We start from the raw sequence: 21,234 nt of genomic DNA on the forward strand, positions 1-21,234 counted from the left end.
CTTTCCTTGAGTGAGAGAGGGGACGGAGAAGCGCTGCTTCAGTAGACGGAACGCATGGCGTCCCACGAGATGCCCGCGCCGGGCTGGCCGGTGGCGAAGCCGGGCGCGGAAGCGAGCGAGGACAGGGCGAGCTGTCCGCCGCGGATCGCGAGGCGCACCGCGCCATCGCTGGATTCGTAGAGGTCGGGGTGGGCGCGCAGCAGCGCCTGCTGCTCGGCCACGGGCACGGCCGCGAGGCCGTTGACGTAGTGGTGGCCGTTGCGCTCGACATGCGAGAGGCCGAGCCAGCTCACCAGCGCCAGGTCCTGCTGCACGCCGAGGCCGGCCTGCATGGTCAGGTCCTCGCCCGAGAGGAAGTGGCGCGTGCCGTCGTCGGCCGCGTTCCAGCGCGCGCAGCGCGCCGCGTTGACGACCGACTTGTAGAAGCCCTTGCAGCTCTTGCTCGACACGCCGGTGTAGCCGAGTTCGCGCGCCCGCACGAAGGCATCGAGCGTGGCGTCGGATTCGTCGATGAGCAGCGGGATGCGCCGGCCGAGCGCGCGCACGTCGCGTTCGAGCGCGGCGTCGCGCCGGATCGGCTGCTCGACGAACACCGTCTTCTTCGCGAGCGCCCACAGCGCGGGCGTGGACAGCAGGCGGTCGAGGAAGGCGCCGAAGGCATCGGCATCGGCGTACTGCTCGTTGCCGTCGAGCGTGACCAGCTGTGCATGGCCGTCGATGGCGCGCGCGATGCGCTCGAGCCGGTCGATGTCGCGCGCGGTGTCGCCGCAGAGCTTGAGCTTGAAGTGCGTGAGGCCGTAGCGGCGCACGGCGGCCACGAGCGTGGTGGGCAGGCCGTCGTCGGGTGCGTCGGGCAGGGCATCGCCGTCGTCGATCGCGTCGGCCAGGCCCACGGTGTGGCGCGCGGCGATGCGCTCCGCGGGGCGCTGCCGCGCGAGGAAGCCGGGCATGTCGAAGCCGGCGAGGTCGTCGGCCAGGCCGCTGCCCGCGATGTCGATGCCGCCGAGGTTGGCGCTCATCGCGGCGGCGAAGCCGGTGCCGGCGTGCAGGCACAGCGCATCGAAGATCGCGCGGTCGACCAGGGCCGGCCCATAGCCCGCCACCAGCGGCTGCAGACCCTTGGCGCGGGCGCGCGCCATCAGCGCGGCGTAGTTGGCGGCGAAATGGGTCCACGCGGTCTGGGCATCGGCCTCGCCGGTGTAGGCCTCGCGCGCGTCGCGCAGCGCGAAGCGCAACTGCTCGAAGTTCTGTTCGTTGGTGAGCGCCGGGTTCTTGTCGAACCACTTGGGCACCATCATCTCGGCCGCGCAGCCGCTGGCCGTGCGGCCGTCCTCGAAGCGGATGCGCGCGCGCACGTAGACCTGCGGGCAGGCGGTGACGGTGGCGGCGCCGAAGCGGAACGGCAGCCGCAGCGCGACGTCGCGCTCGGCGAAGCGGATCTCCTCGACGTGGAAACGGGGCGCGTCCATGGCTTGGCTCTCAGTGGTCCAGGATGCCCTGCGAGAAGAAGTGCGCGCGCACCAGCTTCGTGTAGTGGCCGAACTCGCTCGAGGCCATCATGTCGAGCGTGCGGGCGCGCGGCAGCTCGATGTCGTAGACGGCCGCGATCGAGCCGGGGCGCTCGCTCATCACGATCACGCGGTCCGACAGGAAGATGGCCTCGGGGATGCTGTGGGTGATCAGCATCACGGTCTTCTTCGAGGCCATCCAGATGCGCTGCAGTTCGAGGTTCATCTTCTCGCGCGTCATCGCGTCGAGCGCGCCGAAGGGCTCGTCCATCAGCAGCACCGACGGGTCGTGCAGCAGTGCGCGGCAGATCGAGGCGCGCTGCTGCATGCCACCCGAGAGCTGCCAGGGGTACTTCTTCTCGAAACCCGTGAGGCCAGCCATCTGCATCAGCTCGCGCGCCTTGGTGCGTGCGGCCTCGAGCGGCAGGTGGCGCATCTCGGCCTGCAGCAGGATGTTGTCCTCCACGCTGCGCCAGGGCAGCAGCACCGCGCTCTGGAACACGATGCCCACGTCCTTCTGCGGTCCCTGGATCGGCTTGCCCGCCAGCGTGAGGCTGCCGCCGCTGATCGGCAGCAGGCCCGCCACCATCTTGAGCAGGGTGCTCTTGCCGCAGCCCGAGGGGCCGACGACCGAGACGAACTCGCCCTCGCGGATCGCGAAGTCGAGCGGCTTCAGCGATTCGACCGGGCCGTCCTTGCTCTGGTAGGTTTTCGAGACGCCGCGCGCTTCGATCAGGTTGACTTGGGACATGGGTGCGTGAGGGAGGTCGGGATGCGGGCGCGCGGGCGAAGGGAGATCAGTTCGGCAGGAAATCGAGCGTCACGTAGTCCTCGGGCTTGCCGCGCGTCGAGGCGTCCATGCCGCCGTACTGCACCAGCAGGTCCAGCGAGTCGTTGACGTTCTTCATCGCCACGCGGAAGGGGCGCTGGTTCGCCGTGTCCTTGGTGTGATAGAGCGCCACGCTCTGCTTCATGCCCACGATCAGCGTGTCGCGCACGCCGGCCTTGGGGTTGGCCTTGAGCATCGCGTCGACCGCGGCCTCGGGGCTCTTCTCGGCGGCTTCGGCGGCCTTGGTCGAGGCGCGCATGAAGCGCTTCACCAGGTCGGGGTTCTCGGTCAGCAGGTTCTTGTTGGCGATGATCCCCGAGCTGATCTGGTTCACGCCCGAGTCGGCGAAGCGGATCGGCGACACCGGCTTGCCGGTGGCGTCCTGCAGCTTGATGGCCTGGTCCATCACGTAGCCCAGCAGCATGTCGGCCTGGCCATTGATCACCGCATTGAGCTTGGTCTGGCCGTCGCCCGAGACGATCTTCACCTGGTCGGCCTTGATGTCGTTGACCTTGAGGAACAGCGGCCACATCTGCGACATCGAGTCGCCCGGCGTCACGGCCACGGTCTTGCCGATGATGTCCTTCGGCGTCTTGATGTTCTTCTCGCTGAAGCCCATGACCGACATCGGGCTGACCTGGAACAGCACGCCGGTGGACTTCAGCGGTGCGCCCTTGGCGGCGGCCTTGATCATGGTCGTGACGTCGATGTAGCCGAAGGTCGCCGACTTGGCGGCCACCGCCTGCGCGGTGACGGCGGAGCCGCGGCCTTCCTGGATGTCGAGGTCGATGCCTTCCTCGGCGTAGAAGCCCTTTTCCTTGCCGAGGAAGAAGGGCGCGTGCTCGCTGTAGAGGTACCAGTTGAGCATCAGCGTGACCTTGTCCTTGGGCTTGTCGCCCTGCGCATGCGCGGGGGCGATGGCGAAGGTGGCGAGCGCGGCGGCGGCGAGCAGCGAGGGAAGCAGTTTCTTCATGTCTTGTCTCCGGGAGAGTTGTTGGCTTGGGGCGAAGGAACCAGGAAGGGGGAACTCAGTTGGCGTGGCGCTGCGAGGCGTGCCAGGGAATCATCACGCGCTCGACCAGGTCGACCGCCACGAACAGGACCACGCCGATGCTCGAGAGCACGACCAGCGCGGCGAACATCAGCGGCAGGTCGAAGTTGCCGTTGGCCACCTGCAGCACGTAGCCGATGCCCGAGTTGGAGCCGACGAACTCGCCGACCACCGCGCCGACCACGGCCAGCGTGACCGAGACCTTGAGGCCGCTGAAGATCTGCGGCAGCGCCTGCGGCAGGCTGATCTTGAAGAAGGTCTGCAGCCGGCTCGCGCCCATCGAGCGCGCGAGGTCGAGCATGTCGGGCTCGACCGACTTGAAGCCCATCACGGTGGAGACCACCACCGGGAAGAAGCCCAGCAGGAAGGCCGAGATCACCTTGGGGAAGATGCCGAAGCCGAACCACACCACGAACAGCGGCGCGATCGCGACCTTGGGGATGCTCTGCGAGAACACCAGCAGCGGATAGACGTAGGACTCGACCAGCCGCGAGTAGGCGATGACCATCGCGATCGGAATGCCGATCACGATCGTGAGGCCGAAGCCGCCGAGCGTGGCGAGCGTGGTCTTCCAGCTCTCGGCCAGCAGGCGCGGCCATTCGTTGACCAGCTGCTTGACCACCTCCCAGGGCGGCGGGATCAGGTAGGCCGGAATCTTGAACAGGCGGATCGCGAGGTCCCACAGCACCAGCAGCAGCAGGATCAGCAGGAAGGGGCGCAGCGCCGGGGAGAGCAGGAGTTTGCGGATCATGGAGAGCGTGCCGGTGGCGGCGCGGGGCGTTCGGTCGGAAGTCGGTGGGCTGCGGGAGAGACGGGTGCTGGCGGAAGAGGCGTTACTGCTGGACCGCGAGGCCGGCGGCCTTCACGAGCTCGGCGTTGCTCGCGATCTCCTGCTTGATGTAGGCATCGAACTGCGCGGGCTTGAGCGTCCAGGCATCGGCGCCGAGCTTGAGGAAGCGCTCTTTCACCTCGGGCGTGGCGAGGGCCTTCGCCACCTCGTCGTGCAGGCGGTCGACCACGGCGCGCGGCGTCTTCGCGGGCGCCATCATCCCGATCCAGAAATTGAATTCGGAGCCGGGCACGCCGGCCTCGGCGGTGGTGGGCACGTCGGGCAGGGCGGCCGCGCGCTTGGGCGAACCCACGGCGAGCGCCAGCAGCTGGCCTTCCTTGATCTGGCCGATGACCGGCGCGATCGGCGAGAAGTAGTAGTCGACGCGGCCCGAGAGCACCTCGGTGACGGCCTCGCCCGATCCCTTGAACGGGATGTTGGTGGCATCGATCTTGGCGGCCATCTTGAACTTCTCGGCGTTCAGGTGCGTGGCGCTGCCCTGGCCGGCCGAGGCGAAGTTCATGCTGCCGGGCTTGGCGCGCGCGGCGGCCAGCAGCTGGGGCAGCGTCTTGATGTTCTTCGAGGGCGCGATCACCAGTGCGTTGGGCAGCGAGGAGATCGGCGTGACGCCGGCGAAGTCGTTCACCGTGTCGAAGGGCAGCTTGGCGAAGGTGGAGGGGCTGACCGTGTGCGACGACGAATGGATCATCACCGTGTAGCCGTCGGCCGCCGCGGTGGCCACCGCCTGCTGGCCGATGGTGCCGCTGGCGCCGCCGCGGTTCTCGATCACCAGCGGCTGGCCCATGCTCGCGCCCATCTTGTCGGCGATGGCGCGCGCAATGATGTCGGTGGTGCTGCCGGCGGCGAAGGGCACGATCACGCGGATCGGCTTGCTGGGGTAGGCGACTTCGGCGCCGGCGAGGGCGGGGAGCAGGGCGCCCAGGCCGACGATCGCGGCCAGCGTGGCGGTGCGTGCGAGTTGCTTCATGGGTCTTTGTCTCCGCGCGGCGGGGCCGCTGGTGTCGTTGCGAGCTCAATTCACCAATAAGTGAATTACCGATTCTAGGAACGCGGGCGCGGCAGCGTCAACGGGTGGACCCTGGTGGATACCCGTAGATCTGGAAAGCGATGGGGGCCGTCTCGCGCGGCGATGGCGCGCGGCCCTGCCGCCGAGGCGGGGGGCGGCAGGAAGCGGCGGAAGTGCGGGTCAGTGCAGCACGTAGCCGAGCACGAGGTCGGTCATGTGCGAGAGGCGCTGCGCCATCGCCTTGGGCGCGCGCAGGTCACGGCCGAAGATGGCCGAGAGCGTGTGGTTGTTCGAGAGGTAGAAGTAGCACAGCGAGGCGATCGAGATGTAGAGCTGCACCGGATCGACGCCCGCGCGGAACAGGTTGTCGCGCCGGCCGCGCTCGAGCACCGTGTCGAGCAGCTGCACCAGCGGCGAGTTCATCTCCTGGATGCGTTCCGAGCGCTTGAGGTGCGAGGCCTGGTGCAGGTTCTCGCTGTTGAGCAGGGTGATGAACTCGGGATGCTCGAGGTAGTAGTGCCAGGTGAAGGACACCAGCTGGCGGATCGCCTCGACCGGATCGATCTCGTCGAGGTGCAGCCGCTGCTCGGCTTCGCGGATGTCGGCGTAGGTGCGCTCGAGCACCGCGAGGAACAGGTCGTCCTTGCTGCCGAAGTAGTAGTAGATGAGCCGCTTGTTGAGGCCCGCGCGCTCGGCGATGCTGTCCATGCGCGCACCCGCGAGGCCGCGCGCCGAGAACTCGTCGCGCGCCGAGGCGAGGATCGCGAGTTGCGAACGGTCGGCATCGCGCGAGCGGGGTTCCAGCGTGTCGGGGGCGGTGGCCTTCATGGCGCGAATTTAACCATTTGGGGAATTAAAACAAGGGAGGCGGGGCGGGCGCACATAATCGCCGCGGACAAAGTGTTGGAGTTCTACTGCTCATGAGTACATCACAACCCGCAGGCCACCTGATCGTCGAGTGCCTGCTCGAACAGGGCATGGAGATCGCGTTCGGCGTGCCCGGCGAGAGCTTCCTCGCGGTGCTCGACGGCTTCCATGCCTACGGCGATCGCGCGCGCTTCATCGTCAACCGGCAGGAGGGCGGCGCGGCCTTCATGGCCGAGGCGCACGGCAAGCTCACGGGCCGCCCCGGCATCTGCTTCGTGACGCGCGGCCCGGGTGCTACCAATGCCTCCATCGGCGTGCACAACGCCTTCCAGGATTCCACGCCGATGGTGCTGTTCGTCGGCGACGTGGGCAGCGACTTCCGCGACCGCGAGGCCTTCCAGGAGGTCGACTACGGCAGCTTCTTCGGCCCCAGCACCAAGGGCTTCGCCAAGCGCGTGGAGCGCATCGACGATGCCAACCGCATCCCCGAGTACATCGCGCGCGCCTTCTCGACCGCGATGAACGGCCGCCCCGGCCCGGTGGTGCTGGTGCTGCCCGAGGACATGCTGCGCAGCGAGACCGCCGCGCGGCCGCTGCCGCGGGTGGAGGCGGTCGAGCCCTGGAGCGACCCCGGAGCGCTGCGCACCCTGCGCGAGCTGCTGCTGAAGTCGCGCCAGCCGCTGGTGATCGCCGGCGGCGGTGGCTGGACCGCGCAGGCCGCGCAGGCGCTGCAGCGCTTCGCCGAGAACTGGCGCCTGCCGGTGGCCAATGCCTTCCGGTTCCAGGACACCTTCGACAACCACCATCCGCTCTATGCGGGCGACGTCGGCATCGCGATCAATCCGAAGCTGGCGCAGCGCGTGAAGGACGCCGACCTGATCCTCGCCATCGGCCCGCGCCTGGGTGAGATGACGACCGGGGGCTATACGCTGCTCGAAGCGCCGAAGGCGAAGCAGACGCTGGTCCACATCCATGCCAGCGCCGAGGAGCTCAACCGCGTCTACCAGGCCGACCTCGCGATCAACGCCGGCATGAGCGCCGCGGCGCGCAGCCTCGAGGTGCTGAGCGCGCCGCCCACGCTGCCCTGGGAGGACTGGGCGCTGCAGGCGCATGCCGACTACCAGGCCTGGCTCGAGCCGCAGCCGCTGGCCGGCATGCCCGCGGAAACGCCGCGCGGCGCGGTCGACATGGCGGCGGTGGTGGCGACGCTGCAGAAGCATCTGCCGGCCGATGCCACGATCACCAACGGCGCGGGCAACTTCGCGAGCTGGGTGCACCGCTACTTCCGTTATCACGGCCTCGCCAAGGGCCACAAGACGCAGCTGGCGCCCACCAGCGGCGCCATGGGCTATGGCGTGCCGGCCGGCATCGCCACCAGCCTCGCGACCGGCCGGGTGGCCTTCACGATCGCGGGCGACGGCGATTTCCTGATGACGGGCCAGGAGCTGGCCACGGCCGCGCAGCATGGCGGCAAGAGCATCGTCGTGCTGCTGAACAACGGCATGTTCGGCACCATCCGCATGCACCAGGAGCGCGAGTACCCCGAGCGCACCAGCGGCACCGCGCTGCGCAATCCCGACTTCTGCGGGCTGGCGCGCGCCTATGGCTACGCGGCCGAGCGCGTGACCGAGACCGCGCAGTTCGAGGCCGCGCTGCTGCGCGCGCTGGCGGCCGACACGGGCACGCTGATCGAGATTCCGCTCGACCCCGAGGTCATCACCACGCGCGGCACGCTGTCGTCGATCAGGCGCGCGGCGCAGCAGCAGGCGCGGGGCTGAGCGCGGCGCGATGCCTCGCGACCTCCGCGCGCAGGGCTGTGGAGCGCAGCTCGAACACTTCGAACAGGCCGAGCGCCTCAAGCGCGGGGATCAGGTCGATGAGGTCCTCGTGCGCGGCCTGGCGCTGCGCCTCGCCGGCCTGGGTGTCCTCGAGCACGCGCACGTTGGCGAGGAAGGCACCGACCGAGCCCTTGCGCACGGGCTGGCCGTTGAGGACGGCGAAGTTCTGGTCATCGGGCAGGACATCCTGGGCTTTCATGGCGGCTCCTTGAAGAAGAGAGGGAGGGGTGGATCGATGGCTTCGATGCTAGGCAGGCACCGCGTTGCGGGCTTGCGGCGCGGTGCCAATCGGTATCGCCATCGGGCCATGCCGCATCCGGAGCGGCGCGATGGCTGAGCCCGCATTGCGGCTCGACCTCAACGCCTACGAGGCGCCGCGCAGCACGGGCGCGCATGCGCACGAGGAAGGCCAGCTGTTCGCGCTGCGCGCCGGCCTGCAGCTGATCGAGACCAGCGCGGGGCGCTGGGTGCTGCCGCCCGGGTGGATCGGCTGGATCGCGCCACGCTGCGCGCACGCGGCACAGAGCCATGGCGCGACGGCGGGGTGGAGCCTCTATCTCGATCCGGCGCTGACGACGGCCTTGCCCGCGCAGCCGCATGTGTTCGCGTCGACGCCGCTGATCCGCGAGCTGGTGGGGCGGCTGGTGTCGCTCGGCGAAGAGGGGGAGACGGCGCGCCGCCTGCGGCTGGTGGCGGTGCTGGTCGACGAACTGGCGGCGGGCGCGCGGACCTCGCTGCACCTCGCGCTGCCGCAGGAGCGGCGACTGCTCGCGCTGGCCACCGCGCTGGCCGACGATCCCGCGCGCGACGACACGCTCGAGCAATGGGCCGATCGCATCGGCATGGCGCGCCGCACGCTCACGCGCCGCTTCGCCGCCGAGACCGGCCTGAGCTTCGCGCAGTGGCGCCAGCAGGCGCGGCTGCTCAAGGCGGTGCAGTTGCTGGGCATGGGCGAGCCCGTGACGGCGGTGGCGCTGACGGTGGGCTACAGCTCGGTGAGTGCCTTCATCGAGACCTTCCGGCGCCATTTCGGCTGCACGCCCTCGCGCTTCTTCGCGCAGGGTGCCGAGGCATCGCGCTGAGGCGATCGAAAAAGCACGGACGAAAAAAAAGCCGGCTGTCGCCGGCTTTCCTGATCGACCCGGAGGTCGCTCGGATGGTGCGCTTACTTGACGTGCTTGCCGATCAGCGCGGCCAGTTCGAACATCGACACCTGGGCCTTGCCGAAGATTTCCTTCAGCTTGGCGTCGGCGTTGATGTTGCGCTTGTTGGCCTTGTCTTGCAGGTTGTTCTTCTTGATGTAGTCCCACAGCTTGCTCACGACGGCGGTGCGCGGCAGCGGCGTCGAACCGACCACGGCAGCCAGTGCGGGGCTGGGGGTCAGGGCCTTCATGAAGGCGGCGTTCGGGGTGCGCTTCTTGGCGGGAGCCTTTGCAGCAGCCTTCTTCGCGGGAGCAGCCTTCTTGGCGGGAGCGGCCTTCTTTGCCGGTGCAGCCTTCTTCGCAGGAGCAGCAGCCTTCTTCGCCGGTGCTGCGGCCTTCTTCGCGGGAGCAGCCTTCTTCGCGGGAGCAGCGGCCTTCTTAGCCGGAGCTTTCTTGGCCGGAGCCTTCTTTGCAGTTGCCATGGTTGATTTCCTTTTTTGGTTGAACGTCACCAATGAAAAACAGGGTCTCCACTGGCATCGCGGATGCTAAATGAGAAAAAACGCGTTTCCAAGGGAAAAAGCGGTTTTTTCATTGGAGGCTGTTGTTTTTTCAGAGGGGAGAGCGCCCGTTTTGCCTGCGGCGCGCGGGCCAGGTCGCCAGGAAGACGCCTGCGAGAGCGAGCGCGAACGCGAACAGCTGCACCAGGGAGAGGCTTTCCCCGAGCACGAGCACGCCCACGAGGGCCGCGCTCACGGGCAGCATCACGGCGAAAACACCGGCCTGCGCGGCGGGGATGTGGCGCAGTCCGGTCATCCAGAGCCACACGGTCCAGATGCTCGCTGCGAGGGCGTAGGCCACGAGCAGCAGCCAGAGGCCGGGGCGCACCGCGGCGAAGTCGAACTGCAGCGCGAACCAGATGCCCAGCGGCGTGCTGAGCACGAAGCCCCAGAGGTTGATCAGCGAGGAGATCCGCTTGGGGCCGAGCCGACCGGTAAGCGACTTGCCGATCACAGCATAGGCGGCCTCGCAGAGCACCGCGCAGAACACCAGCAGGTTGCCGAGCCACGGCATCGACGAGGACGCGCCCGTGCCCGGGTGCGCGCTCGCATGCGCCGGCGCGAGCGCGAGCAGCCCGATGCCGATCGCCGCGCAGAGGATCGCGAGGCCGATGCGCAGCGTGATGCGCTCGCGCAGGAACAGCCAGCTCGCGACCGCGACCGCGGCAGGGATCGACGCCATGATCACGCCCGCCGAGACCGCGCTCGTGAGGCTCACGCCGAACAGCATGCAGATCGAGAACAGGAAGTTGCCGAGGAAGGACTCGAGGAACACCAGCCAGCGCGTGCGCGCCGTCATCGGCGGTTCGTCGGGCGCGCGGCGCAGCCAGTGCGGCATGGCGAGCGCGGCGATGCCGAAGCGCAGCCAGGCCAGCAGCAGCACCGGGAAGGCCGCGACCAGCGGCTTGGAGAGGGCGACGTAGCAGCCCACGAGCGACATGCTCAGCGCGAGGCAGCCGTAGGCCATGAGCCGGCCTGGGGCGGGTGCGGCGGGGTTCAATAGACTGGGGTGATTTGGGGAAAGGAGGCATCGATGATGCCGCAATCGACGTCCGTGCCGGGCGAGCGCCACGTCTTCGTCTACGGCACCTTGCGCGCGGGCGGGCGCAACGACATCGCGCGCTTCGCACCGCCGCCGCGACGCGTGGCCGATGCCGAGGTCGCGGGCACGCTCTACGACCTCGGTGCCTATCCGGGCATGGTGCTTGGCGGCGAAGGGCGCGTGACGGGCGAGGTCTACGCGATCGATGCGCAGGTGGAGGCCGCGCTCGACCGGCTCGAGGAAGTGGCCGACGACGATTCGGGCGAGTACGTCAAGCGCTGGTTGCGTGTGCAGTCCTTCGGTGGCCGCACGTTCGATTGCCTGGTCTACGAGATCCATCCGTCCCGCATCGAGGGTTGCGCGGTGATCGCGGGCGGCGACTGGATCGCGCATTCGCGGCGTTGACGGCGCGCGTTCCGGCCCGCGTTTTTCACAGACGAAAGAGTGATTGCGTATCGCGAAAATAGCCACTGCTGCACCGCAGTATTTTTTCTCGATATGAGAAAGTTGTTTTCTCATTGAGAAATATATCCGTAAGTTGTTGATTTTATTGATGCAAAAATATGTCTTCTATAAGACATAAGAGTGGGTGACGCGATTACAGTAAGCCCATGGCCGCAGCGCCGAAACGCTCGAAACCAACCCTTCAATCAACTCACGGAGTGACCATGCCCCAGACCCTCACCGAACAACTCAGCCGCGAACAGCAGATTGCCGCCCTCGAGAAAGAATGGGCCACGGATCCCCGCTGGAAGGGCGTGCAGCGCGGCTACAGCGCCGCCGACGTGGTGCGCCTGCGCGGCTCGTTCCCGATCGACTACACGCTCGCCAAGCGCGGTGCCGAGAAGCTCTGGGACAAGATCAACGGCGGCTCGAAGAAGGGCTACGTGAACGCCTTCGGCGCGATCTCCGCCGGCCAGGCCATGCAGCAGGCCAAGGCCGGCCTCGAAGCCGTGTACCTGTCGGGCTGGCAAGTGGCCGCCGACGGCAACAGCTCGGAAACCATGTACCCCGACCAGTCGCTCTACGCGTACGACTCGGTGCCCACCATGGTCCGCCGCATCAACAACACCTTCCGCCGCGCCGATGAAATCCAGTGGGGCCGTGGCGTGAACCCGGGCGACAAGGAGTTCATCGACTACTTCCTGCCGATCGTGGCCGACGCGGAAGCCGGTTTCGGCGGCGTGCTCAACGCCTTCGAGCTGATGAAGAACATGATCGCCGCGGGCGCCGCCGGCGTGCACTTCGAAGACCAGCTCGCCGCCGTCAAGAAGTGCGGCCACATGGGCGGCAAGGTGCTGGTGCCGACGCGCGAAGCCTGCGAGAAGCTGATCGCCGCGCGCTTCGCCGCCGACGTGCTGGGCGTGCCCACCATCGTGCTGGCCCGCACCGATGCCGAAGCCGCGAACCTGATCACCTCCGACCACGATGCCAACGACAAGCCCTTCCTGACCGGCGAGCGCACCTCGGAAGGCTTCTACCGCGTGAAGAACGGCCTCGAGCAGGCCATCAGCCGCGGCGTCGCCTACGCGCCCTATGCCGACCTGGTGTGGTGCGAAACCGGCGTGCCCGACATCGGCTTCGCCCGCGAGTTCGCGCAGGCCGTGCATGCCGCCTGCCCGGGCAAGCTGCTGTCGTACAACTGCTCGCCGTCGTTCAACTGGAAGAAGAACCTCGACGACAAGCAGATCGCCACCTTCCAGGAAGACCTCTCGGACCTGGGCTACAAGTACCAGTTCATCACGCTGGCCGGCATCCACGTCAACTGGTACAACACCTTCAAGTTCGCGCACGCCTATGCACGCGGCGAGGGCATGAAGCACTACGTGAACATGGTGCAGGAGCCGGAATTCGCGGCGCGCGAGCAGGGCTACACCTTCGTGTCGCACCAGCAGGAAGTCGGCGCGGGCTACTTCGACGACGTGACCACCGTGATCCAGGGCGGCCAGTCGAGCGTGAAGGCACTGACCGGCTCGACGGAAGAAGAGCAGTTCCACTGAGCAACTGACTCGACATTCGCTGTCACCTTGAAGCCCGGCCGCGCGCCGGGCTTTTTTTCGTGCGTGCGGATGCACGCTCGCTCATGCGGACTTCGTGCGCCGCGGCACGGTCAGCGCGCCGAGCGGCTAGAATCTTAGGCTCCACTGTCAGTCAACAAGGGCGAGAAAGGCACTTTGGTTATGACACCGCGAACTACCCCGCAAGCCATCTGCGGTGTTTTCTTCTTCGAAGGAAGCGCCCGCTAAACCGCGCGCGCTGGTTCGAGCCAGCTTCCCTGCCACAGCAAAGCGCGGTCATCCACCGCGCTTTTTTGTTTTTCGCCCGAGGTTTTTCATGATCCACATCACGCTCCCCGACAACTCGCAGCGCGAGTATCCCGGCCCGGTCTCGGTGGCCGACGTCGCCAAGTCCATCGGCCCCGGCCTCGCCAAGATGACGGTGGCCGGCAAGGTCGACGGTCGCCTGGTCGATGCCAGCGACGTCATCGACCACGATGCCAAGCTTCAGATCATCACGCCCAAGGACGACGAGGGCCTGGAGATCATCCGCCACTCGACGGCCCACCTGGTCGGCCACGCGGTCAAGCAGCTCTACCCGACGGCCCGGATGGTGATCGGCCCGGTGATCGAGGAGGGCTTCTACTACGACATCGCGTTCGAGCGTCCCTTCACGCCTGAGGACATGGCCGCGATCGAGGCGCGCATGCGCGAGCTGATCGCGCAGGACTACGACGTGATCAAGAAGATGACGCCGCGCGCCGAGGTGATCGAGGTCTTCAAGTCGCGCGGCGAGGATTACAAGCTGCGTCTGGTCGAGGACATGCCCGACGAGCAGGCCATGGGCCTGTACTACCACCAGGAATACGTCGACATGTGCCGCGGCCCGCACGTGCCGAACACGCGCTTCCTGAAGGTCTTCAAGCTCACGAAGCTGGCCGGCGCCTACTGGCGCGGCGATGCCAAGAACGAGCAGCTGCAGCGCATCTACGGCACGGCCTGGGCCGACAAGAAGCAGCTCGACCAGTACATCCAGCGCATCGAGGAGGCCGAGAAGCGCGACCACCGCCGCCTCGGCAAGGAACTCGACCTGTTCCACATCGACGAAGTGGCGCCGGGCGTGGTGTTCTGGCATCCCAAGGGCTGGGCGGTCTGGCAGCAGGTCGAGCAGTACATGCGCGGCATCTACCGCGACACGGGCTACTGGGAAGTGAAGGGCCCGCAGATCCTCGACAAGAGCCTGTGGGAGAAGACGGGCCACTGGCAGAACTACCGCGACAACATGTTCACGACGGAGTCGGAGAAGCGCGAGTACGCGCTCAAGCCGATGAACTGCCCGGGCCATGTGCTGATCTTCAAGAGCGACCTGCGCAGCTACCGCGACCTGCCGCTGCGCTACGGCGAGTTCGGCCAGTGCCACCGCAACGAGCCCAGCGGCGCGCTGCACGGCATCATGCGGGTGCGCGGCTTCACGCAGGATGACGGCCACATCTTCTGCACGGAGGACCAGATCCTCGACGAATGCATCGCCTATACGGCGCAGTTGCAGAAGGTGTACGCGGACTTCGGCTTCACGGACATTCTCTACAAGGTCGCGACGCGGCCCGAGAACCGCGTGGGCTCGGACGAGCTCTGGGACAAGGCCGAGCATGCGGTGATGGAATCGCTGCGCCGCTCGGGCGTGGAGTTCGTGATCGCGCCCGGCGACGGCGCCTTCTACGGCCCGAAGATCGAGTACACGCTGCGCGATGCGATCGGCCGCCAGTGGCAGTGCGGCACGATGCAGGTCGACTTCAACACGGCCGAGCGCCTGGGCGGCGAGTACGTCACGGAGTCGAGCGGCCGCGCGCACCCCGTGATGCTGCACCGCGCGATCGTCGGCAGCCTCGAGCGATTCATCGGCATGCTGATCGAACACCATGCCGGCGCGATGCCCGCCTGGCTCGCGCCGGTGCAGGTGGCGGTGCTCAATATCAGCGAAGGACAGGCCGACTACGCCGCGCAAGTTGCGAAAACGCTGCAAAATCAAGGGCTTAGGGTCCAGCTCGACCTGCACAACGAGAAGATTACGTATAAAATACGCAAGCATTCGTTGCAAAAGCTCCCTTACATCGTTGTCGTGGGCGACAAGGAAAAGGAAGCTGGCGCCGTCGCAGTGCGCGCCCGGGGCAACCAAGACCTCGGTGCAATGTCCCTCGAATCGTTCGCGCAACGGCTCGTCCAGGATGTTGCTGACAAGCGTTGATTTGTCGTCGAAACACCCCACATGTTTCTGCCAAATGTACCGCTTGCCCGCGAGGACTGAGCGGCTTTCGCTACTTTTTTTGTAGCAAAACTTAGAGGATACCAACCATCGCTACTGCATTTCGCGACCGCCGCCACCGCGAGGAACGCCAACATCGCCTGAACCGGGAAATCATGGCCCCGGAAGTCCGCCTGATCGGCCCGGATAACGAGCAATTGGGTGTTGTGAGTCTTGCGGAGGCCCTGCGCCTCGCCGGTGAGCAGGACGTGGATCTGGTGGAGGTCGTCGCGGCGGCCAATCCACCGGTGTGCCGCCTGATCGAGTACGGCAAGTTCAAGTACCACGAGCAGAAGAAGGCGGCCGAGGCGAAGTCCAAGCAGAAGGTCATCGAGGTCAAGGAAATCAAGTTCCGGCCCGGTACCGACGATGGCGACTACAACATCAAGATGCGCAACATCCGGCGCTTTCTTGAGGATGGCGACAAGTGCAAGATCACGCTGCGCTTCCGGGGCCGTGAGATCACGCACCAGGAACTCGGTCTGGCCTTGCTGCAGCGCATCCGCGACGAGCTCGGCGACACGATCCTCGTCGAGCAGTTTCCGAAGCTCGAGGGCCGGCAGATGATCATGATGATCGCGCCGGGCCGCAAGAAGCCCGGTGGGGCTCCGGCGAAGCCGGCGACGGAAAACGCGGCGGCACCGGCTCCGGCCGGCGCCTGAGCGAAGAAAAACCCGGTCGAGTCCGGTGGCGCGAGCCGCCGACTTGATCGGGGATGAGAATCTGAAGGGATTTCGCCGATCGCCGGCGTGTGCCGAAAGGCCAGCGCGGGCGGTGGCGGGATGAAGAAGTGTCTCGGGGCCAACAAGTCCATGGAGTTCATCCAAGGCGCCTCACGAGCACAAATTAAAGGAGCATTCACATGCCCAAAATGAAGACCAAGAGCAGCGCGAAGAAACGTTTCCGCGTTCGTCCCGGTGGCACCGTCAAGCGCGGTCAAGCCTTCAAGCGTCACATCCTGACCAAGAAGACCACCAAGAACAAGCGTCACCTGCGTGGTGCGGTGTCGGTGCACGAAACCAACATGGTTTCGATGGCCGCGATGCTGCCCGGCATGGGCATTTGATCAACTGACGAACAAGGAGTAATCACATGCCTCGCGTCAAACGTGGTGTAACGGCTCGCGCCCGCCACAAGAAAGTTCTCGCACTCGCCAAGGGTTTCCGCGGTCGCCGCGGCAATGTCTTCCGCATCGCCAAACAGGCGGTGATGAAGGCAGGCCAATACGCCTACCGTGACCGCCGCACCAAGAAGCGCGTGTTCCGTCAACTGTGGATCGCGCGTATCAACGCCGCCTCGCGTGAACTGGGCCTGACCTACAGCCAGTTCGCCAACGGCATCCGCAAGGCCGGGATCGAGATCGACCGCAAGATGCTTGCGGACATCGCCGTGCACGACAAGGCCGCTTTTGCGGGCATCGTGGAGCAGGTCAAGGCCAAGCTGGCTGCTTGATTCTGCACAGCGGGAAACCGTCCCCGGACAGTTTCCTGCGCCCACGGCACAAGGGCTGGCGCTTGAAAGAGCACCAGCCCTTTTTTATTTTTCCCCGAAGAAATCTGTTGTTGCTATGAACGAGTTGGACTCCCTGGTCGACACCGCACGTGCCGCCTTCGCGCAGGCGAAGACCCCCGCAGAGCTCGAGAACGCCAAGGCCCAGTTCCTGGGCAAGTCGGGCCGCATCACCGAGCTGATGAAGGGCATGGCCGCGCTGAGCGTCGACGAGAAGAAGTCGCGCGGTGCCGCCATCAACGTGGCCAAGCAGGCGATCGAGTCCGCCCTCAACGAGCGCCGCCAGCAACTGGCCGACGAGGAGCTCTCGCAGCAGCTGCGTGCCGAGGCGCTCGACGTGAGCCTGCCCGGCCGCCGCCGCATCCCGGGCGGCCTGCACCCCGTGAGCCGCACCCTCGAGCGCATCGAGGAGATCTTCTCGAGCATGGGCTTCGACGTGGCCGACGGCCCCGAGATCGAGAGCGACTGGCACAGCTTCACCTCGCTCAACAACCCGCCGAACCATCCGGCGCGTTCGATGCAGGACACCTTCTACGTCGACCTGAACGGCGAGGACGGCATCCCCTACAACCTGCGTCCGCACACCAGCCCGATGCAGGTGCGCTACGCCCACCAGCACATCAAGAAGTACGCGGCCGAGTTCGCGGCCGCGGCCGCCGATACCACCGGCACGGTCAAGGCGCCCGAGATCCGCGTGATCGCGCCGGGCCGCACCTACCGCGTCGACAGCGACGCCACCCACTCGCCGATGTTCCACCAGTGCGAAGGCCTGTGGCTCGGCGAGAACGTGAGCTTCAAGGACCTCAAGGTCGTCTTCACCGACTTCTGCCGCACCTTCTTCGAGCGGGACGACCTCGTGCTGCGTTTCCGGCCGAGCTTCTTCCCGTTCACCGAGCCCAGCGCCGAGATCGACATCCAGTTCCAGAGCGGCCCGCTGGCCGGCCGCTGGCTCGAGGTGTCGGGCTCGGGCCAGGTGCATCCGAACGTGGTGCGCAACATGGGCCTCGACCCCGAGCGCTACATCGGCTTCGCCTTCGGCATGGGCCCCGACCGCCTCACGATGCTGCGCTACGGCGTGAACGACCTTCGCCTGTTCTTCGACGGCGACCTGCGCTTCCTCTCGCAATTCCAGTGACCCGCTGACGCGCGAGATGAAACGAGACCTTCCACACCAGAAAAACAGATCGAGATCGAAGAGATGCAATTCCCGGAATCCTGGCTGCGCGAGTTCTGCAACCCGCCCATCGACAGCGCCGAACTGGCCGAGACCCTCACCATGGGCGGCTTCGAGGTCGAGGAGCGTCGGCCGGCGGCGCCGCCTTTCACGCGCATCGTGGTGGGCGAGATCAAGGAAGCCGTCCAGCACCCGAACGCCGACCGCCTGCGCGTCTGCCAGGTCGACGCGGGGCAGGGCGCCTTGCTCAACATCGTGTGCGGCGCGCCCAATGCGCGCGTCGGCATCAAGGTGCCGTGCGCACTGGTGGGCGCCGAACTGCCGCCCGGCGAGGACGGCAAGCCCTTCCTCATCAAGCTCGGCAAGCTGCGCGGCGTCGAGAGCCAGGGCATGCTGTGCTCGGCGCGCGAACTGCAGCTGAGCGAAGACCATGGCGGCCTGCTCGAGCTCGCGGCCGATGCGCCCATCGGCGTCGACGTGCGCGAAGTGCTCAAGCTCGACGACACGCTGCTCACGCTCAAGCTCACGCCCAACCTCGCGCACGGCCTCAGCGTGTACGGCGTGGCGCGCGAACTCGCCGCGCTGACCGGCGCGCCCCTCAAGCCGCGCACCGTGGCGCCGGTCGAGGTGGCCTTCGCCGACAAGCTGCCCGTGAAGGTCGAGGCGCCCGAGCTCTGCGGCCGTTTCTCGGGCCGCATCGTGCGCGGCGTCGACACCAAGGTCGCCACGCCGGCCTGGATGGTCGAGCGCCTCGCGCGCTGCGGCCAGCGCAGCGTCACGCCGCTGGTCGACATCTCGAACTACGTGATGTTCGAGTACGGCCAGCCCAGCCACATCTTCGACCTCGACAAGATCCACGGCGGCCTCACCGTGCGCTGGGGCAAGGCCGGCGAACAGCTCAAGCTGCTCAATGGCAACACCATCTCGGTCGACGACAAGGTGGGCGTGATCGCCGATGCGCGCGAGGTCGAATCGCTCGCGGGCATCATGGGCGGCGACGCCACCGCGGTCTCGGACGACACGCGCAACATCTACGTCGAGGCCGCGTTCTGGTGGCCCGAGGCCGTGCAGGGCCGCTCGCGCCGCTTCAACTTCTCGACCGACGCCGGCCATCGCTACGAGCGCGGCGTCGATCCGAGCCGCACCGTCGAGATCATCGAGCGCATCACGCAGCTGATCGTCGAGATCTGCGGTGGCCAGGCCGGCGCCATGGACGACCAGATCCTGCGCGTGCCCGAGGCCCTGCCCGTGACGCTGCGCGTGGCACGTGCAGCGCGCGTGATCGGCATGCCGCTGACGCAGGCCCAGTGCGCCGATGCGCTGCGCCGGCTGGGCTTCGCGCTGACCGAAGGCGATGGCACGCTGACCATCGTGCCGCCGCCGCACCGCTTCGATCTGCTGATCGAGGAAGACCTGATCGAGGAGGTCGCGCGCCTGATCGGCTTCAACAACCTGCCGACCACCGCGCCGCTCGCGCCGATCACCGCGCGCGTGCGCCCCGAGGCACAGCGCAGCCGTTTCGCGGTGCGCCGCGGCCTGGCCGCGCTGGGCTACCAGGAAACCATCAACTTCAGCTTCGTCGAAGCCGACTGGGAGAAGGAGCTCGCGGGCAACGACAACCCGGTCAAGCTCCTGAACCCGATCGCGAGCCAGATGAGCGTGATGCGTTCGTCGCTGCTCGGTTCGCTGCTGCAGGTGCTCAAGTTCAACCTCGACCGCAAGGCGCCGCGCGTGCGCGTGTTCGAGGTGGGCCGCGTGTTCCTGCGCGACGACAGCGTGGCCACCACCGACAGCACGGTGCGCGGCGTGCATCAGCCGATGCGCGTGGCCGGCCTCGCCTGGGGCGATGCCGACGAGGCACGCTGGGACGGCAAGTCGCAGCGCGTCGACTTCTACGACGTGAAGGGCGACGTCGAGGCGCTGCTCGCGCCGTTGGTGCCGCGTTTCGAAGCCGCCGAGCATCCGGCGCTGCATCCGGGCCGCTCGGCGCGCGTGATCGTCGAGGGCAAGGCCGTCGGCTTCGTTGGCGAGCTGCATCCGCGCTGGCGCCAGAAATGGGACTTCGCGCAGCCCGCCGTGCTGTTCGAGCTCGACCTCGATGCCGTCACCGCGCGTCCCGTGCCGGTGGCGCAAGCCGTGCCCAAGCACCAGGCGGTCGAACGCGACATCGCGGTGGTGGTGGCGGAAGCCGTCACGCACGATGCGCTGATCGACGCCATCCATTCGACCGGTGCCGCGCAAGGCCTGCTGCGCGACGCGGTGCTGTTCGACATCTACCGTCCGCAGCCCGCGCGCGACGGCACGGTGGCCGCGGCCGGCGGCCTGCAACCCGGCGAGAAGAGCATGGCGGTGCGCCTGCGCTTCCAGGACGACAACGCCACCCTGACCGACGAGCAGGTCGAGCCGGCCGTGCGCGCCATCGTCGATCAACTGGCCGCGAAGGTGGGCGGACGCCTGAGAGGATGACCCGAATGAATGCCGTCGAATTCACGCTCGAAGCACTCGAGACGCCCGCGCTCACCAAGGCGCATCTGGCCGACCTGCTGTTCGAGCAGATCGGCCTGAACAAGCGCGAGTCCAAGGACATGGTCGAGGCTTTCTTCGACCTGGTGGCCAACAGCCTGATCGAAGGCACGGACGTGAAGATCTCGGGCTTCGGCAACTTCCAGATCCGCGTGAAGGCGCCGCGCCCCGGCCGCAACCCGCGCACCGGCGAAGCCATTCCGATCGGCGAGCGCCGCGTCGCGACCTTCCATGCGAGCGCGAAGCTCAAGGAACAGATTCACGGAAACATCGATCCGAACGCCTCCCCCGAGGTCGAGTGGAGCCTGGGTTCCGAATAGGGCTTGTTCGCGCGCGCTCCCGTGGAGTAACCTCTGAGGTTTGCCGCGCGCAGACTTGATTTCAATGGAGAACATGGCCGACAAGGCGCTCCCGCCCATCCCCGTCAAACGCTACTTCACCATCGGTGAGGTCGGCGAACTCTGTGGGGTGAAACCGCATGTGCTGCGCTACTGGGAGCAGGAGTTCACGCAGTTGCGCCCGATGAAGCGGCGCGGCAACCGGCGCTACTACCAGCACCACGAGGTGCTGATGATCCGCCGCATCCGCGACCTGCTGTACGACCAGGGCTTCACGATCAGCGGTGCACGCAACAAGTTGCAGGAACTGGTGCAGCACGAACGCGACCGCCGCAAGGCCGGCGAGGTGCCGCTCGAAGGCATGGAGGCCGTCGAGATCGATCACGAGGAGTTCGAGGCCGCGCTGCACGACGAGGAAGCAGTGCCGAACGCGGCCCGCAGTGTCGACCTGTCGCAGTTGTTGCAGCTTCGCCGCGAGCTTTTTGAAATTCGTGAGTTGTTGACCGTCGGACGCTGAAAAGAGAAGGCTATAATCGAGAGCTTCGGTGTGTGGCGCAGCCTGGTAGCGCACTTGCATGGGGTGCAAGGGGTCGAAGGTTCGAATCCTTTCACACCGACCAATACGACGTCCAAGGGCGTCCGGCTTTATCCGCCGGACGCCCTTTTTCATTGGGGCGCTGCGTCTACGGCATCCGCAG

21 protein-coding genes and 1 tRNA gene are annotated in these 21,234 nt (G+C 66.9%); 13 read left to right on the forward strand and 9 right to left on the reverse strand.

Translation table 11 applies throughout. The features are described from left to right. Nucleotides 1–38: 38 nt before the first annotated feature. The 6 genes from ACODT0_RS13425 to ACODT0_RS13450 form a co-directional block, all read right to left on the reverse strand. The gene (locus ACODT0_RS13425; protein WP_057596124.1) at nucleotides 39–1,469 is read right to left on the reverse strand and encodes an enolase C-terminal domain-like protein; all 1,431 of its coding nucleotides are present in this window, start codon (nucleotides 1,467–1,469) and stop codon (nucleotides 39–41) included. Nucleotides 1,470–1,479: 10 nt separating this feature from the next. After that, on the reverse strand, nucleotides 1,480–2,259 hold the full coding sequence (locus ACODT0_RS13430) for an ABC transporter ATP-binding protein (RefSeq protein WP_261215819.1): 780 nt from the start codon (nucleotides 2,257–2,259) through the stop codon (nucleotides 1,480–1,482). A 46-nt stretch (nucleotides 2,260–2,305) separates the two neighbouring features. Continuing rightward, a complete protein-coding gene (locus tag ACODT0_RS13435) occupies nucleotides 2,306–3,310 on the reverse strand; it encodes an ABC transporter substrate-binding protein (protein ID WP_057596121.1) in 1,005 nt (334 codons plus the stop codon). A 55-nt stretch (nucleotides 3,311–3,365) separates the two neighbouring features. Then, nucleotides 3,366–4,139, reverse strand: a complete 774-nt coding sequence (locus tag ACODT0_RS13440; protein WP_057596119.1) for an ABC transporter permease — start codon at nucleotides 4,137–4,139, stop codon at nucleotides 3,366–3,368. A gap of 82 nt (nucleotides 4,140–4,221) precedes the next feature. Continuing rightward, nucleotides 4,222–5,205, reverse strand: a complete 984-nt coding sequence (locus ACODT0_RS13445; protein WP_057596118.1) for a tripartite tricarboxylate transporter substrate binding protein — start codon at nucleotides 5,203–5,205, stop codon at nucleotides 4,222–4,224. A 219-nt stretch (nucleotides 5,206–5,424) separates the two neighbouring features. Further along, nucleotides 5,425–6,072: a TetR/AcrR family transcriptional regulator gene (locus ACODT0_RS13450; protein WP_281077614.1), complete on the reverse strand. Its 648-nt coding sequence runs from the start codon at nucleotides 6,070–6,072 to the stop codon at nucleotides 5,425–5,427. Nucleotides 6,073–6,164: 92 nt separating this feature from the next. On the opposite strand from ACODT0_RS13450, the gene ACODT0_RS13455 reads away from it, so the two are divergent. Beyond that, nucleotides 6,165–7,889, forward strand: coding sequence for a thiamine pyrophosphate-binding protein (locus ACODT0_RS13455; protein ID WP_479672118.1), 1,725 nt, complete (start codon nucleotides 6,165–6,167; stop codon nucleotides 7,887–7,889). Here the strand turns inward: ACODT0_RS13455 and ACODT0_RS13460 are convergent. Beyond that, entirely contained in the window at nucleotides 7,855–8,148 is a 294-nt protein-coding gene (locus ACODT0_RS13460; RefSeq protein ID WP_479672119.1) for a hypothetical protein, read from the reverse strand. The genes ACODT0_RS13455 and ACODT0_RS13460 overlap by 35 nt on opposite strands. Before the next feature lie 130 nt (nucleotides 8,149–8,278). Between ACODT0_RS13460 and ACODT0_RS13465 the strand changes: the two genes are divergently transcribed. Then, the gene (locus ACODT0_RS13465) at nucleotides 8,279–9,031 is read left to right on the forward strand and encodes a helix-turn-helix transcriptional regulator (protein WP_489041488.1); all 753 of its coding nucleotides are present in this window, start codon (nucleotides 8,279–8,281) and stop codon (nucleotides 9,029–9,031) included. A gap of 83 nt (nucleotides 9,032–9,114) precedes the next feature. Here ACODT0_RS13465 and ACODT0_RS13470 read toward each other — a convergent pair whose 3' ends face one another. Both ACODT0_RS13470 and ACODT0_RS13475 read right to left on the reverse strand, forming a co-directional pair. Next, nucleotides 9,115–9,573, reverse strand: coding sequence for an SWIB/MDM2 domain-containing protein (locus tag ACODT0_RS13470; protein WP_057598690.1), 459 nt, complete (start codon nucleotides 9,571–9,573; stop codon nucleotides 9,115–9,117). A 130-nt stretch (nucleotides 9,574–9,703) separates the two neighbouring features. Then, nucleotides 9,704–10,618, reverse strand: a complete 915-nt coding sequence (locus tag ACODT0_RS13475) for a DMT family transporter (protein WP_177239321.1) — start codon at nucleotides 10,616–10,618, stop codon at nucleotides 9,704–9,706. Nucleotides 10,619–10,687: 69 nt separating this feature from the next. Between ACODT0_RS13475 and ACODT0_RS13480 the strand changes: the two genes are divergently transcribed. The 11 genes from ACODT0_RS13480 (at nucleotide 10,688) to ACODT0_RS13530 (ending at nucleotide 21,156) form a co-directional block, all read left to right on the forward strand. Beyond that, nucleotides 10,688–11,098, forward strand: a complete 411-nt coding sequence (locus ACODT0_RS13480) for a gamma-glutamylcyclotransferase family protein (RefSeq protein ID WP_489041491.1) — start codon at nucleotides 10,688–10,690, stop codon at nucleotides 11,096–11,098. 263 nt (nucleotides 11,099–11,361) lie between these two features. Continuing rightward, nucleotides 11,362–12,693 carry an isocitrate lyase gene (gene aceA, locus ACODT0_RS13485; protein ID WP_057596110.1) on the forward strand — a complete coding sequence of 444 codons (1,332 nt, stop codon included), beginning with the start codon at nucleotides 11,362–11,364 and terminating at the stop codon, nucleotides 12,691–12,693. A gap of 334 nt (nucleotides 12,694–13,027) precedes the next feature. After that, a complete protein-coding gene (gene thrS, locus ACODT0_RS13490; protein ID WP_057596109.1) occupies nucleotides 13,028–14,935 on the forward strand; it encodes a threonine--tRNA ligase in 1,908 nt (635 codons plus the stop codon). Between the two features lie 98 nt (nucleotides 14,936–15,033). Then, entirely contained in the window at nucleotides 15,034–15,654 is a 621-nt protein-coding gene (gene infC / locus ACODT0_RS13495; RefSeq protein WP_082322072.1) for a translation initiation factor IF-3, read from the forward strand. A gap of 200 nt (nucleotides 15,655–15,854) precedes the next feature. Continuing rightward, on the forward strand, nucleotides 15,855–16,058 hold the full coding sequence (gene rpmI / locus ACODT0_RS13500; protein WP_057596107.1) for a 50S ribosomal protein L35: 204 nt from the start codon (nucleotides 15,855–15,857) through the stop codon (nucleotides 16,056–16,058). 26 nt (nucleotides 16,059–16,084) lie between these two features. Then, complete coding sequence (gene rplT / locus ACODT0_RS13505) at nucleotides 16,085–16,444, forward strand: 50S ribosomal protein L20 (protein ID WP_012747009.1); 360 nt, start codon at nucleotides 16,085–16,087, stop codon at nucleotides 16,442–16,444. A gap of 115 nt (nucleotides 16,445–16,559) precedes the next feature. Next, a complete protein-coding gene (pheS, locus tag ACODT0_RS13510; RefSeq protein WP_057596654.1) occupies nucleotides 16,560–17,636 on the forward strand; it encodes a phenylalanine--tRNA ligase subunit alpha in 1,077 nt (358 codons plus the stop codon). A gap of 63 nt (nucleotides 17,637–17,699) precedes the next feature. After that, a complete protein-coding gene (gene pheT / locus ACODT0_RS13515; RefSeq protein ID WP_489041489.1) occupies nucleotides 17,700–20,141 on the forward strand; it encodes a phenylalanine--tRNA ligase subunit beta in 2,442 nt (813 codons plus the stop codon). Between the two features lie 5 nt (nucleotides 20,142–20,146). Continuing rightward, the gene (locus tag ACODT0_RS13520) at nucleotides 20,147–20,518 is read left to right on the forward strand and encodes an integration host factor subunit alpha (protein ID WP_057596652.1); all 372 of its coding nucleotides are present in this window, start codon (nucleotides 20,147–20,149) and stop codon (nucleotides 20,516–20,518) included. Nucleotides 20,519–20,591: 73 nt separating this feature from the next. Then, the gene (locus ACODT0_RS13525; RefSeq protein WP_409976585.1) at nucleotides 20,592–21,053 is read left to right on the forward strand and encodes a MerR family transcriptional regulator; all 462 of its coding nucleotides are present in this window, start codon (nucleotides 20,592–20,594) and stop codon (nucleotides 21,051–21,053) included. 26 nt (nucleotides 21,054–21,079) lie between these two features. Beyond that, nucleotides 21,080–21,156, forward strand: a tRNA-Pro gene (locus tag ACODT0_RS13530). The last annotated feature ends 78 nt before the right edge of the window (nucleotides 21,157–21,234 follow it).

It is taken from the genome of Variovorax sp. FG153 (assembly GCF_057809595.1).